This is a genomic window from Kitasatospora sp. GAS1066B, from assembly GCF_041262605.1.
Lineage (GTDB): Bacteria > Actinomycetota > Actinomycetes > Streptomycetales > Streptomycetaceae > Kitasatospora.
Genome location: NZ_JBGCCO010000022.1, coordinates 136,689 through 152,801, shown reverse-complemented (window position 1 = coordinate 152,801; position 16,113 = coordinate 136,689). Strand labels below are relative to the sequence as shown.

The window sequence follows — 16,113 nt, the reverse complement described above, 5'->3', positions numbered from 1 at the left end:
GAGCGCGAGGCCCTAGGGGCGGCCGGGCAGCCGGCGGCCACGCCGGTGGACCGCGCGCGGTTCCGGGTGGGACGCCGACTCGTGCGCCGGCGACGGCTCGCGGCGGGCGGTGGCGGCCACCGTGGCGGCGGCCAGCGGCGGCGCGCCGACCGCGCGCAGCGCCCGGGCCGCCTCGCCGAGGCTCGCGCCGGTGGTCACCAGGTCGTCCACCAGGATCAGCTGACGGCCGCTCAGGGCCTGCTGGAGGAGGTACGGGACGGTCAGCGCCTGGTGCAGGTTGGTCTGCCGCTGCTCGGCGCCGAGGCCGGCCTGGTCGGCGACCTGGCGGCGCTGGCGCAGCACCGGGGCGACCCGGCAGGGCAGCCCGGCCCGGCTGAGCCGGCGGGCGGCGCAGCGGGCCAGGCGTCTGGTCGCGTCGTGGCCGCGGGCCCGCACCGCGCGGCGGGCGGAGGGCACGGGCACCAGCAGCAGCGGGCGCCCTGCGGCGCGCACGGTCGGCGCGGCCGGATCGGCCTCGTTGGCCGGGGTGGCTTCCAGCGCTGACCGGACGGCCTCGGCGAGCACCGTGCCGAGCGGGCCGACCAGCGGCAGCGCGCCGCGCTCCTTGTGCGCGATCAGCAGGCCGCGCAGCGGATCCCGGTAGACGGCACAGGAGTAGAGCGGCGGCAGGCCGGGCGGCGCCGGGTCGGGCCCGGCCGGGTGCCCGCGCAGCCCTGCGAGCAGCGTGCGGCAGACGGGGCAGAGCTGGCCGCCCGGCGCGCCGCAGCCGGCGCACGTGGTGGGTAGCAGCAGATCGAGCAGGAGCGCCGACACGACCCCTCCCGGTGACTCGGTGACGCTGTGTGGTGGGGCCAGGGTGGGCCGTCTGGGCGGAGTTGTCCAGATATTTACCCTCACTTCACTCGATAGAGGGTAGACAGGGGTGAACAGCGGTCCAGCCGGAACCCGCGCCACCTACCCTCCGTTGCGGAGGCGAAAAGCCCCTTCTGGGTGTCTCATGAGGCTCCAAGGGGTTTCAAGCGCCTCCGCTGGGGAGGAAGTGGGTGAAGGCCCAGCTCGCCAGGTCGGTTGACCGGCGGTGGGTCCGGCGGCAGTTCGGCTGGTCAGGCTGGGTCTCAGCCCGGTCCGGTAGTCCGGATCGGTGACAGCACGAGGGATCGGAGTTCTGCGTGGACATCGTCGTCAAGGGCCGCAAGACCGAGGTGCCCCAGAGGTTCCGCGAGCACGTGGCCGAGAAGCTGGAGAAGGTCCAGAAGTTCGACGGCAAGGTGATCAGCCTTGACGTCGAGGTGTCCAAGGAACACAACCCGCGTCAGGCCGACCGGTCCGACCGGGTGGAGATCACCGTCCGTACCCGTGGCCCGGTGATCCGGGCCGAGGCCGCCGCCGCCGACCCCTATGCGGCGCTCGATCTGGCCTCGGCGAAGCTCGACGCACAGCTGCGCAAGTCCGCCGACCGGCGCCGGGTGCACCACGGGGCGCGCACCACGCCGCTGAGCGTGGCCGAGGCGACCGCGCGGATCGCGGCGCTGCCGGGCACGGCGACCATGGAGGAGCTGGACGAGGCGCCGGTGCGCAAGACCGTGGCCACCTCGCTCGAGGTCGAGGGCGAAGGACCGCTGGTGGTCCGGGAGAAGACGCACAGCGCCCACCCGATGACGCTGGCCCAGGCGCTGCACGCGATGGAGCTGGTCGCCCACGACTTCTACCTCTTCGTGGAGAAGGACAGCGGGCTGCCCAGCGTGGTGTACCGGCGCCGCGGCTACGACTACGGCGTCATCCACCTGAAGGCGGACGGCCTCGAGCCGGACGGCGAGATCGGCGGTGCCGGCGGCGCGATCAACGCCGCGGCCGACCGCTGACCCGACGTCAATTCCCGTTTCGTACCTCCGGCGGCCGGTCCTGTACCGGCCGCCGGTTCGCGTGTGCCGACGCACCCGTTGGAGCGACCCCGCCGATCGGTGGTTAAATCCGCCCGCCGTGGGCGTGGAATGATGTGGCTCACAGCGTTCGGTGACGGGGAGGGCGGATGACGGACCGTTTCGAAGGCGGCGGCGACGACGGTCTGGAGCCTGCGTACATGCCACGCGGCGGCGAGCCCATCCGGGTCCTGGTGGTGGACGACCACGCACTGTTCCGGCGGGGGCTGGAGATCGTGCTGGCCGAGGAGCCGGACATCAAGGTGGTCGGCGAGGCGGGGGACGGCGCCGAGGCGGTGCTGAAGGCTGCCGACCTGCTGCCCGACATCATCCTGATGGATGTGCGGATGCCGCGCCGCAGCGGCATCGAGGCCTGCACCGCGATCAAGGAAGTGGCCCCCAGCACCAAGATCATCATGCTGACGATAAGCGACGAGGAGGCCGACCTCTACGAGGCGATCAAGGCGGGGGCCACCGGCTACCTGCTCAAGGAGATCTCCACCGACGAGGTGGCCACCGCGATCCGCGCGGTCGCCGACGGCCAGTCGCAGATCAGCCCCTCGATGGCGGCCAAGCTGCTGACCGAGTTCAAGTCCATGATCCAGCGCCGCTCCGACGACCGGGAGTTGGTCCCCGCGCCACGGCTGACGGACCGCGAGCTGGAGGTGCTGAAGCTGGTGGCGACCGGGATGAACAACCGGGAGATCGCCAAGGAGTTGTTCATCAGCGAGAACACCGTGAAGAACCACGTCCGCAACATCCTGGAGAAGCTGCAACTGCACTCCCGGATGGAGGCCGTGGTCTACGCGATGCGGGAGAAGATCCTCGAAATAGGGTGACTCACCCGAATCGGGCGGGTCACCCGAGCAGCTTGTCGAACGCGGGGCGCAGCGACTCGGCAGCCGCCGCGCCGACGGTCAGTTCCTCGACGCGGACCTCGGTGCAGCCCACCCAGGCCGCCGCCTCGCGCAGCGCCTCGGCCAGGGCGGGCAGTTGGCGGGGTGCGTCGAGCGAGACCTGCCGGGCCACCAGGACGGTGCCCTCGCGGGCCGGGTCGACCCGGCCGACCAGCCGGCCGCCGGCCAGCAGCGGCATCGCGAAGTACCCGTGCACCCGCTTCTGCTTGGGGGTGTAGGCCTCCAGGCGGTGCGCCATGTCGAAGATCCGCTCGGTCCTGGCGCGGTCCCAGATCAGCGAGTCGAACGGCGAGAGCAGCGTGGTGCGGTGGCGTCCGCGCGGCTCGTGGGCCAGCGCCGCCGGGTCGGCCCAGGCCGCCGCCGTGGCGGTGCCGCCGCCGGGGCCCCAGCCGGCCACCGCGACCGGTTGCAGGCCGGACTCGGCCAGCACCGCGTCGAGTTGGGCGGATTTGAGCCGGTGGTAGTCCAGCAGGTCGGCCCGGGTGGCCACGCCGAGCGCCTGCCCGGCCTGGCGCACCAGGCTGGTCAGGCACTCCCGGTCGGTCAGCTCCTGCTGGTAGAGCTCGGCGGGCACGGCCTGTTCGGCCAGCGAGTAGACCCGCTTCCAGCTCCGGCGCTCGGTGCAGACCACGTCGCCGAAGGCCAGCGCCCGCTCGACCGCGATCTTGGTGTCGGACCAGTCCCACCACTCGGCCGTCTTCTTCGCGCCGCCCAGCTCGGTGCTGGTCAGCGAGCCCTCGGCGCGCAGCCGGTCCAGCACGCCCCGGTAGGCCTGCGGGCTCACCTGGTGGCCCCACAGGTGGCCGCGGTCGCGGTAGGCGCGGCGGCGGAAGGCGAACAGCGGCCACTCCTCGATCGGCAGCACGCAGGCCGCGTGCGACCAGTACTCGAAGCTGGTCCCGGCCCCCCACAGCGCCTGCTCGACGGCCGGGCGGCCGACCGCGCCGAGCCGGGCGTAGGGAACCAGCTCGTGCGAGCGGGCCAGCACCGAGATGGTGTCCAACTGCACGGCGCCCAGGTGGCGCAGCACCCCGCGCACGCCGGCCCGGCGATCGGGCGCGCCGAGCAGCCCCTGGGCGCGCAGGGCGATCCGGCGGGCCTGGTCGGCGCTGATGGTCATGCTGGGCGGCGGCGCTGCGGTCATGCGGGCAGCGTAGGCGGTGGCGCTGACAACGCTGCTGGCGCCGCAGGAAAGCCCAAAACGACTTTCTCATGCCCGATTTATCCCGTTACTGGCGCGTATCGCGGGATCCGCCCCCAGGGGTGACACCGGAATGGCGTGCTGACGCACCTCCCGGCGAGTTGGCCTCCTCGCATACGATGGCCCGTGCGGTGGGGTGGATCCCGCCGCGCAGTTGTTGCTCAGTCCAGTGCCAATCCAGGCGAGGAGCCCGCTCAAGTGTCCGTCTTCGACAAGATCCTGCGCGCCGGCGAGGGCAAGATCCTTCGCAAGCTGCAGCGGATTGCTGCCCAGGTCAACTCCATCGAAGAGGACTTCGTCAACCTCACGGACGACGAGCTGCGTGCGCTGACCGACGAGTACAAGCAGCGGCTGGCCGACGGCGAGACCCTGGACGACATCCTCCCCGAGGCCTTCGCCACGGTCCGCGAGGCCGCGAAGCGCGTGCTCGGCCAGCGCCACTACGACGTGCAGCTGATGGGAGGCGCGGCCCTGCACCTGGGCTACGTCGCCGAGATGCGCACCGGCGAGGGCAAGACCCTGGTCGGCACGCTGCCCGCGTACCTCAACGCGCTCACCGGCAAGGGCGTGCACCTGATCACGGTCAACGACTACCTCGCCGAGCGCGACTCGGAGTGGATGGGCCGGGTGCACCGCTTCCTCGGCCTCGAGGTCGGCGTGATCCTCGGCAACATGCCGCCCGCCGAGCGGCAGCGCCAGTACGGGATGGACATCACGTACGGCACCAACAACGAGTTCGGCTTCGACTACCTGCGCGACAACATGGCCTGGTCGCAGGACGAGTTGGTGCAGCGCGGCCACAACTTCGCGATCGTCGACGAGGTCGACTCGATCCTGATCGACGAGGCCCGCACCCCGCTGATCATCTCCGGCCCGGCCGACCAGGCGACCAAGTGGTACGCCGACTTCGCCAAGCTGGTGCTGCGCCTCAAGCGCGACCGCGACTACGAGGTCGACGAGAAGAAGCGCACCGTCGGCGTGCTGGAGGAGGGTGTCGGCCGGGTCGAGGACTACCTCGGCATCGACAACCTCTACGAGTCGGTGAACACCCCGCTCGTCGGGTTCCTGAACAACGCCATCAAGGCCAAGGAGCTCTACAAGAACGACAAGGACTACGTCGTCATGAACGGCGAAGTCATGATCGTTGACGAGCACACCGGCCGTATCCTGGCCGGCCGCCGCTACAACGAGGGCATGCACCAGGCGATCGAGGCCAAGGAGGGGGTGGAGGTCCAGAACGAGAACCAGACGCTGGCCACCATCACCCTGCAGAACTTCTTCCGGCTGTACGACAAGCTCTCCGGCATGACCGGTACCGCCACCACCGAGGCGGCCGAGTTCCACCAGATCTACAAGCTCGGCGTGGTCCCGATCCCGACCAACAAGAACCCGCTGCGGATCGACCAGCCCGACCTGATCTACAAGTCGGAGCCGGCCAAGTTCGCCGCCGTGGTCGAGGACATCGCCGAGAAGCACGAGAAGGGCCAGCCGGTCCTGGTCGGCACCGTCTCGGTCGAGAAGTCCGAGTACCTCTCCCAGGAGCTGCGCAAGCGCGGCATCCCGCACGAGGTGCTGAACGCCAAGCACCACGAGCGCGAGGCGCAGATCGTCGCGCAGGCCGGGCGCAAGGGCGCGGTCACCGTGGCCACCAACATGGCCGGCCGTGGCACCGACATCATGCTCGGCGGCAACCCCGACCACCTGGCCACCGCGGAGCTGGCCCAGCGCGGCCTGAACCCGGTGGACACCCCGGACGAGTACGAGGACGCCTTCCCGGCCGCGCTGGAGAAGGCCAAGACGGCGGTCAAGACCGAGCAGGAGGAGGTGCAGGGGATCGGCGGCCTGTACGTGCTCGGCACCGAGCGGCACGAGTCGCGCCGGATCGACAACCAGCTGCGCGGCCGCTCCGGCCGCCAGGGCGACCCGGGCGAGTCCCGCTTCTACCTCTCGCTGGGCGACGACCTGATGCGCCTGTTCAAGGCCGGCATGGTCGAGCGCGTGCTGTCGATGGCCAACGTCCCCGAGGACGTGCCGATCGAGTCCAAGATGGTGACCCGCGCGATCGCCTCCGCGCAGACCCAGGTCGAGCAGCAGAACTTCGAGATCCGCAAGAACGTCCTCAAGTACGACGAGGTGCTCAACCGCCAGCGCGAGGTCATCTACGGCGAGCGCCGCCGGGTGCTGGAGGGCGAGGACCTCCAGGAGCAGATCGGCCACTTCATGGACGACACCGTGGAGGCGTACGTCACCGCCGCCACCGGTGAGGGCTTCGAGGACGACTGGGATCTGGAGAAGCTCTGGACCGCGCTCAAGCAGCTCTACCCGATCACCCTCGACCTGGAGACCCTGGAGGAGGAGGCCGGCGGCGCCGCGGGGCTGACCACCGACTTCCTGACCAAGGTGATCCAGGAGGACATCCAGGCCCAGTACGGCTCCCGTGAGGACCAGCTCGGCGAGCAGGTCATGCGTGAGCTGGAGCGCCGGGTCGTGCTGTCGGTGCTGGACCGGCGCTGGCGCGAGCACCTCTACGAGATGGACTACCTCCAGGAGGGCATCGGCCTGCGCGCGATGGCGCAGCGCGACCCGCTGGTCGAGTACCAGCGCGAGGGCTTCGACATGTTCGGCGCCATGATGGAGGGCATCAAGGAGGAGTCCGTCGGCTACCTGTTCAACTTGGAGGTCCAGGTCGAGCAGCAGGTCGAGGAGGTCCCGCTGCTCGACGCCGCGGAGGCAGCCGAGGTCTCGCTGGAGAAGACCGCGCGCCCGGAGATCAAGGCCAAGGGCCTGGAGGCGCCCAAGCCGCAGCGGCTGCACTACACCGCGCCGATGGTGGACGGCGACGACACCGTGATCGAGGGCGACTTCGAGGACGGCGTGTCGGACGAGGTGGAGGGCGACGGTCTGACCCGCGCCGAGCGCCGCAAGGCCGCCAAGGCCACCAAGGGCCGCCGCCGCAAGTGACACGGGTCGGTCGGTGAGGTAGGTCGGTCGGGGCGCCGCTCGGGAACATCCGGGCGGCGCCCCGCCGCTTCGTCCGGCGAGCTGTCACCTGGCCTCCACCGCGGCGCACTGCCACTGCTCGGTGCGCCAGTGCCGCTCCAGCCGGAACGCCACCATCCGGTGCCGCTCGCCCGTCTCGACCCGGACGCAGACCTCCAGCACGCCGGGACCGGGCGCGGACTCGTGAACCCGGGCGAGCCTGGGACGGGCCGCCTGGCCGGCCCGGCGCAGCGGCCCGTCGCCGGCCAGCCGGGCCAGCTGTCGGTAGCCGTCGTGGGTGGTGTGGCGGGCGAGCTGGCCGACCGGGCGCAGCCCCGCCAGCACCTCGACCAGGCGCAGGGCGAAGCGGGCGGCCAGCCCGCTGCTGTCGCCGCTGCCGTCGCAGGCGCCGCGCGGGTGGCGCGGCGGGCGCGGCGGGGCGGGCCGGTGGGCGGGCGCGGGACGCCGGCCGGGCACCCGGTGCGGCGCGGGGCGCCGGGTCCCGGTCAGCTGGTGGATCATCGGCCCGGCGCCGCAGGCGGCCCCGGTGGCGGTGGCAGTGGTGCCGGCGGTGGAGCGGATAGCGGTCTCGGCCATGAGCGGTGCCCCCACATCAGGTTCACGGAACGGGTCTGCCTCTGTTATCGGTGCTGGGTCACCGGGTTCCGAGGGCCGCCCGACCCCGCCACCGGGTCGCCCGAACGGCGGCTTGACGACCCCGTCGGCCAGGCACCCCGGGCCCACCGCGCCGCCCGGCCCGCCCGGCGATGCGTTCCACGATGCGCTCGAAGGGGGACACCGCGGTGATCGTCCGGGCCGTATTCTGTGGAGGTCCCGCAGCACCCCAGGAAGCGAGCGTGCCCCGATGCGTGTCTACGTGCCCACCACCCTGGCCGCCCTCGCCCAGGCGCACCGAGGCGGCGCGCTGGAGCAGTCCGCGGCCTACGCGGTCACCCCCGCGCTGCGCGAGTGGTACGTCAGCGACGACCTGGAGGAGCTGGAGTACGCCGCACTGGTCCGGGCCGCCCAGTCCTCGCTGCGGCTGCTGGCCGTCGACCCGGCGGCGCCGCGCCGCCGGGTGGTGGTGGCGCTGGACGTGCCGGACGCCGCCGTCCAGCGGTTCGCCGGCGACGAGTACCAGGACCAGGCCTCGCTCGGCCGGGTCGTGCTGGCCGCGCCCGTCCAGCTGGCCAAGGCCGCCGCGGTGCACGCGGACGCCGACGACGAGGAGGTGGTCGAGGACGTCAGCGCCGCCGCGGCCGCCGTCACCGCCGCCGATGCCGGGGACGCCGACGCGCAGTTCAGCGTGGACGGCGCGGAGGACCACGAGCTGCTCTGGTACGCCACCCAGGAGATCCCGGGCCTGATCGGTTGAGTCGATCGATAACGTCCAGGTCCACTGTCCGACACCCCGTTGTCGGCGACAGCCGCTACCGTGCCCGGGTGCGAACTCATATCGTCTGGGACTGGAACGGAACCCTGCTGCACGACATGGCGGCGGTGGTCGGGGCGAGCAATGCCGCGTTCGAGGTGGTCGGCGGCGCGCCGCTGACGCTCGAGCAGTACCGCGAGATGTACGAGATCCCGATCCCGCGCTTCTACCAGCGGGCGCTGGGCTTCCAGCCGAGCGGTGCCGAGTGGGAGCGGCTGGACGCCGCCTTCCAGCAGCGCTACAGCGAGCTCAGCGTCGACTGCGTGCTGACCGAGGGCGTCACCGAGTTGCTCGCCGCCTGGGCGGCCGAGGGCCACACCCAGTCGCTGCTGTCGATGTACGAGCACCGGCGCCTGGTCCCGGCGGTGGAGTCCTTCGGCATCCAGCGGCACTTCCTGCGGGTGGACGGCCGCACCGGCCCCTCGCACGGCCAGAAGGCCGCCTCGCTGGTCCGCCACCTCGCGGCGCTCGGGCCCGCCGCGGACCCGGCCCGCACCGTGGTGATCGGTGACGCGGCCGACGACGCGCTGGCGGCCCACCAGGTCGGCGCGCACGCCGTGCTCTACACCGGCGGCTCGCACGCCCGGGCGAGCCTGGAGCCGGTCGGCGTCCCGGTGGTGGACACCCTGGCGGAGGCCGTGGAGCTGGCCCGGCGGATCACCGGCTGACCGGTGTGTCGCCGCCCTGGCGGCCGCCCGGCTGTGGTCAAGCTGGGGCGATCGACACCACCAGAGCAGAGCGGAGCCGCGCCATGCCGATCGACGCCGTCACCAAGGTGCCCGTCCCGGTCAACGAGCCGGTGCACGGCTACGGCCCCGGCAGCCCGGAGCGCGCCCGCCTGCTGCGGCGGCTGGACGAGCTGACCGCCGAGCCGATCCCGCTGCCGATGACCATCGGCGGCGAGCGGCGGTTCGGCTCCGGCGAGCGGATCGACGTGGTCCAGCCGCACCACCACGCGGCCAAACTGGGCGTGCTGGGCAACGCCACCACCCAGGACGCCGAGCTCGCGGTGAACGCCGCGCTGGCGGCGGGGTCCGGCTGGCGCAGGCTCTCCTTCGACGACCGCGCGGCGGTCTTCCTGCGCGCCGCCGAGCTGCTGGCCGGTCCGTGGCGGGAGACCCTGGCGGCGGCCACCATGCTCGGCCAGTCCAAGACCGTCCAGCAGGCCGAGATCGACGCGCCCTGCGAGCTGGTCGACTTCTGGCGCTTCAACGTGCACTTCGCGCGCGAGCTGCTGGCCGAACAGCCCGAGTCCTCGCCCGGCGTGTGGAACCGCACCGACCACCGCCCACTGGAGGGCTTCGTCTACGCCGTCACCCCGTTCAACTTCACCGCCATCGCCGGCAACCTGCCCACCGCCCCGGCGCTGCTCGGCAACACCGTGGTCTGGAAGCCCGCGCCCACCCAGACGTTCGCCGCCCACCAGCTGATGCTGCTGCTGGAGGCGGCCGGGCTGCCGCCCGGGGTGATCAACCTGGTCACCGGGGACGGCCAGGCGCTCTCCCAGGTGGCACTGGCCAGCCCGCACCTGGCCGGCCTGCACTTCACCGGCTCGAGCGCGACGTTCCGCTCGCTCTGGCAGACCATCGGCGCCAACCTGGCCGGCTACCGCGGCTATCCGCGGATCGTCGGGGAGACCGGCGGCAAGGACTTCCTGATCGCGCACCCCTCGGCCGACCCGGAGATCCTGACCACCGCGCTGATCCGCGGCGCCTTCGAGTACCAGGGCCAGAAGTGCTCGGCGCTCTCCCGCGCCTACCTGCCGCGCAGCCTCTGGGAGCGGATCAAGGACGACCTGCTGGCCCGGATCGACGCCTTGACGGTGGGTGACGTCACCGACCTGAGCAACTTCATGGGCGCGCTGATCGACGCCAAGGCCTTCGCCAGGAACCGGCAGGCGATCGACCGGGCCCAGCGCGATCCGCGGGTCGAGCTGGTCGCGGGCGGCCAGTACGACGACGCGATCGGCTACTTCGTCCGCCCGACCGTGCTGGTCAGCAACGAGAGCCGCAACGAGATCTTCTCCACCGAGTACTTCGGCCCGATCCTCTCCGTCCAGCTCTACGAGGACCGCCGCTGGCGCGAGGCGCTGGCCGGCGTGGACGGCGACGCGCCGTACGGGCTGACCGGCGCGGTGATCGCGCAGGACCGGCAGGCCATCGCCGAGGCCATCGAGGCGCTGCGCTTCGCGGCCGGCAACTTCTACGTCAACGACAAGCCGACCGGCGCGGTGGTCGGCCAGCAGCCCTTCGGCGGCGGCCGCGCCTCCGGGACGAACGACAAGGCCGGTGCCGCGCAGAACCTGCGGCGCTGGGTCTCCAGCCGCTCGCTCAAAGAAACCTTCCTGCCGCCGACCACGGTCGGCTACCCGCACATGAGCTGACCTCGGGGGACCCTCAGCAGAGCCTCAGCAGACTTGGACAAGCTGTCCAGGAACAGGGGTTCTCCCTGCGTCTTTGCGCCTCCCTGTCCCCTGACACCTTCGTTTCGGCCCGTTAGGCTGGCTGGCGTCGTCGGGGCGCGTCCCGCAGGTGAACAATCTGTCGTACCCAGGCGAGGGGTTCTTTAAGCGTGCCTTGAGCGCCTCTGGCCAGGATCGTGCGGGAGGATTGCGGAGCGGCCCGGCGGTGACCCTGACCACCACCGAGTCACGCAACGGCGCGCGACAGGAGCCAAACAGCCATGCAGACCAAGCTGGACGCGGCGAAGGCCGAACTGCTCGTCAAGGCGGCCGCGGCCGCGGAGCACAGCCAGGTAGGGGGAGCGGCGCCCGGAGAGGGTCTGAGCAATGGCGCTCTGACCGCGTACCTGAACCACTACTACCTCCACACCGCCCCCGAGGACCTGATCGACCGTGACCAGGTCGACGTCTACGGCGCGGCCGCCTCGCACTACCGGCTGGGGCTGAAGCGGCCCCAGGGCACCGCCGAGGTCCGGGTCTCGACCCCGACCGTCGACGAGAACGGCTGGTCCAGCGGCCACACCGTGGTCGAGGTGGTCACCGACGACATGCCGTTCCTGGTCGACTCGGTCACCAACGAGCTGTCCCGGCAGAACCGGTCGATCCACCTGGTGATCCACCCCCAGCTGGTCGTGCGCCGTGACATCACCGGCAAGCTGCTGGAGATCCTCGACATCGACGCCTGCGCGCGCAGCCAGGCCGGCGGCGCCGAGTGGCCGGCCGACGCCACCGTCGAGTCCTGGATGCACGTCGAGATCGACCGGGAGAGCGACCGCGCCGACCTGCGGCAGATCGAGTCCGACCTGCGCCGGGTGCTGGGCGACGTGCGCGAGGTGGTCGAGGACTGGGCGAAGATGCGCACCTCCGCGCTCCGCCTGGCCGACGAGCTCGCCGAGCAGCCCCCGGCCCACCTGCCGGAGCAGGAGGTCGGCGAGTCCTGGGAGTTGATGCGCTGGCTGGCCGACGACCACTTCACGTTCCTCGGCTACCGCGAGTACGACCTGGTCGAGCACGAGGGCGAGGAGGTGCTGCGCGCCATCCCCGGCACGGGCCTGGGCATCCTGCGCTCCGACCCGCTCAGCCACGACACCGACCACCACCCGGTCAGCGAGTCCTTCGGCCGCCTCTCCGCCCCGGTGCGGGCCAAGGCGCACGAGAAGAAGCTGCTGGTGCTGACCAAGGCCAACTCCCGCTCCACCGTGCACCGTCCGTCCTACCTGGACTACGTCGGCGTGAAGAAGTTCGACGCCGACGGCAACGTGATCGGTGAGCGCCGCTTCCTCGGCCTCTTCTCCTCGGCCGCCTACACCGAGTCGGTCACCCGGATCCCGGTGGTGCGCCGCAAGGTCCAGGAGGTGGTGAACGCCTCCGGCTTCTCCGCCGAGAGCCACGACGGCCGCGACCTGCTCCAGATCCTGGAGACCTTCCCGCGCGACGAGATCTTCCAGACCGCCGCCGAGGAGCTCCAGCAGATCGCCACCAGCGTCCTGTACCTGCAGGAGCGCCGCAAGCTGCGGCTGTACCTGCGCCAGGACGAGTACGGGCGGTACTTCTCCGCGCTGGTCTACCTGCCGCGCGACCGCTACACCACCCGCATCCGGCTGCGCCTGATGGACATCCTGATGCAGGAGCTGAACGGCGCGACCATCGACTACACGGTCTGGTCCACCGAGTCGGTGCTGACCCGCCTGCACTTCGTGGTCCGGGTCGCCCCGGGCAGCGAGCTGAGCGAGCTGACCGAGGCCGAGATCGAGCGGATCGAGGCCAAGCTGGCCGAGGCCGCCCGCTTCTGGATGGACGGCTTCAACGACCAGCTGCTGCTGGAGCTGGGCGAGGAGAAGGCCGCCGAGCTGTCGCACAAGTACGCCAACGCCTTCCCCGACGGCTACCGCGCCGACTTCACCGCGCGCACCGCCGTGGCCGACCTCAAGCAGATCGAGTCGCTGCACGCCGAGGGCGACTTCCGGCTCAACCTCTACCAGCCGGTCGGCGCGGGCGAGGACGAGCGCCGCTTCAAGATCTACCGGGTCGGCGGCCCGATCTCGCTGACCGAGGTGCTCCCGGTGCTGCAGCGCCTGGGTGTCGAGGTGCTGGACGAGCACCCGTACGCGCTGCGCCGCTCGGACCACACCACCGCCTGGGTCTACGACTTCGGCCTGCGGCTGCGCGAGGCCAGCGAGTTGACCGACGAGGCCCGCGAGCGCTTCCAGGAGGCCTTCGCCGCCACCTGGCAGGGGCTGGCCGAGAACGACGGCTTCAACGGCCTGATCCTGACCGCCGGTCTGAACTGGCGTCAGGCGGTCGTGCTGCGCGCGCTCGCCAAGTACCTGCGCCAGGCCGGCAGCACCTTCTCGCAGGACTACATGGAGGACGCGCTCCGCAACAACGCGCACACCACCCGCCTGCTGGTGAACCTCTTCGAGTCCCGCCTGAGCCCCAGCCACCAGCTGGGCGCGGGCGAGCTGGGCGAGGCCATCCTGGAGGAGCTGGACGGCGCGCTGGACGAGGTCGTCTCGCTGGACGAGGACCGCATCCTGCGCTCCTTCCTGCACCTGATCAAGGCCACCCTGCGGACCAACTTCTTCCAACGCGCGGCGGACGGCCAGTGGCACCCGTACGTGTCGATGAAGTTCGACCCGCACGCCATCCCGGACCTGCCGGCCCCCCGCCCGGCCTTCGAGATCTGGGTCTACTCGCCCCAGGTCGAGGGCGTGCACCTGCGCTTCGGCAAGGTCGCCCGTGGTGGCCTGCGCTGGTCCGACCGGCGCGAGGACTTCCGGACCGAGATCCTCGGCCTGGTCAAGGCCCAGATGGTGAAGAACACCGTGATCGTCCCGGTCGGCGCCAAGGGCGGCTTCGTCGCCAAGCAGCTGCCGGACCCGGCGGTGGACCGCGACGCCTGGCTGGCCGAGGGCATCTCGTCCTACAAGACCTTCATCTCCGCGCTGCTGGACATCACCGACAACCTCAAGGGCGGCGAGGTCGTCCACCCGGTCGACGTGGTCCGGCACGACGAGGACGACACCTACCTGGTGGTCGCCGCCGACAAGGGCACCGCGACCTTCTCGGACATCGCCAACGGCGTGGCCGAGGAGTACGGCTTCTGGCTCGGCGACGCCTTCGCCTCCGGCGGCTCGGCCGGCTACGACCACAAGGGCATGGGCATCACCGCCCGCGGCGCCTGGGAGTCGGTCAAGCGCAACTTCCGCGAGCTGGGTGTGGACACCCAGTCCGAGGACTTCAGCGTGGTCGGCATCGGCGACATGTCCGGTGACGTCTTCGGCAACGGCATGCTGCTCAGCGAGCACATCCGCCTGGTGGCCGCCTTCGACCACCGGCACATCTTCCTGGACCCGAACCCGGAGGCGGCGAGCTCCTACGCCGAGCGCCGCCGGCTCTTCGACCTGCCGCGCAGTTCCTGGGACGACTACGACAAGTCGCTGATCTCGGCGGGCGGCGGCGTCTTCCCGCGCAGCGCGAAGTCGATCCAGCTGACCCCGCAGGTCCGCGAGGCGCTCGGCCTGGAGACCGGCAAGCTCACCCCGGCCGAGCTGATGAAGGCGATCCTGCAGGCCCCGGTGGACCTGTTCTGGAACGGCGGCATCGGCACCTACGTCAAGGCCGAGCGGGAGACCAACGCGGACGTCGGCGACAAGGCCAACGACGCGATCCGGGTCAACGGCAGCCAGATCCGCGCCCGGGTGATCGGCGAGGGCGGCAACCTCGGCTGCACCCAGCTGGGCCGGATCGAGTACGCCCAGGTCGGCGGCCCGAACGGCACCGGTGGCTGGATCAACACCGACGCGATCGACAACTCGGCCGGGGTGGACACCTCGGACCACGAGGTCAACATCAAGATCCTGCTCAACCAGGTGGTCGCCGAGGGCGACATGACGGTCAAGCAGCGCAACACCCTGCTCGCCGACATGACCGAGGAGGTCGGCAAGCTCGTCCTGCGCAACAACTACGCGCAGAACGTGGTGCTGGCCAACGCGGTGGCGCAGGCGCACAGCATGATCAACGTCCACTCGCGGATGCTCAACCGGCTGGAGGCGGACGGCCAGCTGGACCGCGCGCTGGAGTTCCTGCCGAGCGAGAAGCAGCTGAAGGACCGCCAGGCCACCGGCTTCGGGCTCTCCCAGCCCGAGCTGTCGGTGCTGCTCGCCTACACCAAGATCACCCTGGCCGACGAGCTGCTCGCCACCGGGCTGCCCGACGACCCGTACTTCCGCGACACGCTGCACCTCTACTTCCCGACCGCGCTGCGCGAGAAGTTCGCCGACGCGATCGGCAACCACGCGCTGCGCCGGGAGATCATCACCACCCTGATCGTCAACGACACGATCAACCGCGGTGGTTGCACCTTCGCCTTCCGGCTGCGCGAGGAGACCGGCGCGACCTACGAGGAGATCGCCCGCAGCCACACCGCGGCCCGCGCGGTCTTCGGCCTGGAGCGGATCTGGGACGAGGTCGAGGGCCTGGACAACCGGATCCCGGCCGAGATCGCCACCCGGATGCGCCTGCACTCGCGCCGGCTGGTCGAGCGGGCCACCCGGTGGATGCTCAACAACCGCCGCCAGCCGCTGGACATCGCCGACACCATCGCGTTCTTCCAGCAGCGGGTGGACCAGGTCTGGACCAGCCTGCCCAAGCCGCTGCGCGGCGAGGACCTGGAGTGGTACGAGAAGATCCAGGCCGAGCTGCTCGAGGCCGGGGTCCCCGAGGCGCTGGTCACCCGGGTCTCCGGGCTCTCTTCCGCCTTCCCGACCCTGGACATCACCGAGGTCGCGGACCGCTCCGGCAAGGACGTGGCCGAGGTCGCCGACCTCTACTACGACCTGGGCGACCGCCTGCGGATCAGCCACCTGCTGGACCGGATCATCGAGCTGCCGCGGATCGACCGCTGGTCCTCGATGGCCCGCACCTCCATCCGCGAGGACCTCTTCGCGGCGCACGCCCAGCTCACCGAGGACGTGCTGGCCTGCGGTCCGCAGAACGCGACCAGCGAGGAGCGCTTCAAGGCCTGGGCCGAGCTCAACAGCACGCTGCTCAGCCGGGCGCAGACCACGCTGGACGACATAAGGGGTTCGGACACCTACGCGCTGTCCAGCCTCTCGGTGGCCATGCGGGTGATCCGCACGCTGCTGCGCACGGGTTCGATGCGCTGACGCGGGGAGCGTAGAACGGCGGGGCCGCGCCTTCGG

Annotated in this window: 10 protein-coding genes; 7 read left to right on the top strand and 3 right to left on the bottom strand. The window is 71.2% G+C overall.

The window, feature by feature from the left end; all coding sequences use genetic code 11:
• Positions 1–12: 12 nt before the first annotated feature.
• On the bottom strand, positions 13–813 hold the full coding sequence (locus tag ABH937_RS24530; protein WP_370219469.1) for a ComF family protein: 801 nt from the start codon (positions 811–813) through the stop codon (positions 13–15).
• 356 nt (positions 814–1,169) lie between these two features.
• Between ABH937_RS24530 and hpf the strand changes: the two genes are divergently transcribed.
• A complete protein-coding gene (gene hpf, locus ABH937_RS24525; protein WP_280693485.1) occupies positions 1,170–1,862 on the top strand; it encodes a ribosome hibernation-promoting factor, HPF/YfiA family in 693 nt (230 codons plus the stop codon).
• 218 nt (positions 1,863–2,080) lie between these two features.
• Entirely contained in the window at positions 2,081–2,758 is a 678-nt protein-coding gene (locus tag ABH937_RS24520; protein WP_280693570.1) for a response regulator transcription factor, read from the top strand.
• Positions 2,759–2,777: 19 nt separating this feature from the next.
• Here ABH937_RS24520 and ABH937_RS24515 read toward each other — a convergent pair whose 3' ends face one another.
• On the bottom strand, positions 2,778–3,980 hold the full coding sequence (locus tag ABH937_RS24515) for a winged helix-turn-helix domain-containing protein (protein ID WP_370219468.1): 1,203 nt from the start codon (positions 3,978–3,980) through the stop codon (positions 2,778–2,780).
• Between the two features lie 255 nt (positions 3,981–4,235).
• Here ABH937_RS24515 and secA point away from each other — a divergent pair, with 255 nt between their 5' ends.
• Complete coding sequence (secA, locus tag ABH937_RS24510) at positions 4,236–6,998, top strand: preprotein translocase subunit SecA (protein ID WP_280693487.1); 2,763 nt, start codon at positions 4,236–4,238, stop codon at positions 6,996–6,998.
• Between the two features lie 84 nt (positions 6,999–7,082).
• Here the strand turns inward: secA and ABH937_RS24505 are convergent, their stop codons facing one another.
• Entirely contained in the window at positions 7,083–7,613 is a 531-nt protein-coding gene (locus tag ABH937_RS24505; RefSeq protein ID WP_370219467.1) for an Rv3235 family protein, read from the bottom strand.
• Between the two features lie 268 nt (positions 7,614–7,881).
• Here ABH937_RS24505 and ABH937_RS24500 point away from each other — a divergent pair, with 268 nt between their 5' ends.
• From ABH937_RS24500 to ABH937_RS24485, 4 genes are all read left to right on the top strand, one after another.
• Positions 7,882–8,391 (top strand): hypothetical protein, encoded by a 510-nt coding sequence (locus ABH937_RS24500; RefSeq protein ID WP_280693489.1) that lies wholly within the window; start codon positions 7,882–7,884, stop codon positions 8,389–8,391.
• 68 nt (positions 8,392–8,459) lie between these two features.
• Positions 8,460–9,116 carry an HAD family hydrolase gene (locus tag ABH937_RS24495; protein ID WP_280693490.1) on the top strand — a complete coding sequence of 219 codons (657 nt, stop codon included), beginning with the start codon at positions 8,460–8,462 and terminating at the stop codon, positions 9,114–9,116.
• A gap of 89 nt (positions 9,117–9,205) precedes the next feature.
• Positions 9,206–10,831 (top strand): L-glutamate gamma-semialdehyde dehydrogenase, encoded by a 1,626-nt coding sequence (pruA, locus tag ABH937_RS24490; RefSeq protein WP_370219477.1) that lies wholly within the window; start codon positions 9,206–9,208, stop codon positions 10,829–10,831.
• Between the two features lie 299 nt (positions 10,832–11,130).
• The gene (locus tag ABH937_RS24485; RefSeq protein WP_280693491.1) at positions 11,131–16,077 is read left to right on the top strand and encodes an NAD-glutamate dehydrogenase; all 4,947 of its coding nucleotides are present in this window, start codon (positions 11,131–11,133) and stop codon (positions 16,075–16,077) included.
• Positions 16,078–16,113 lie beyond the last annotated feature (36 nt).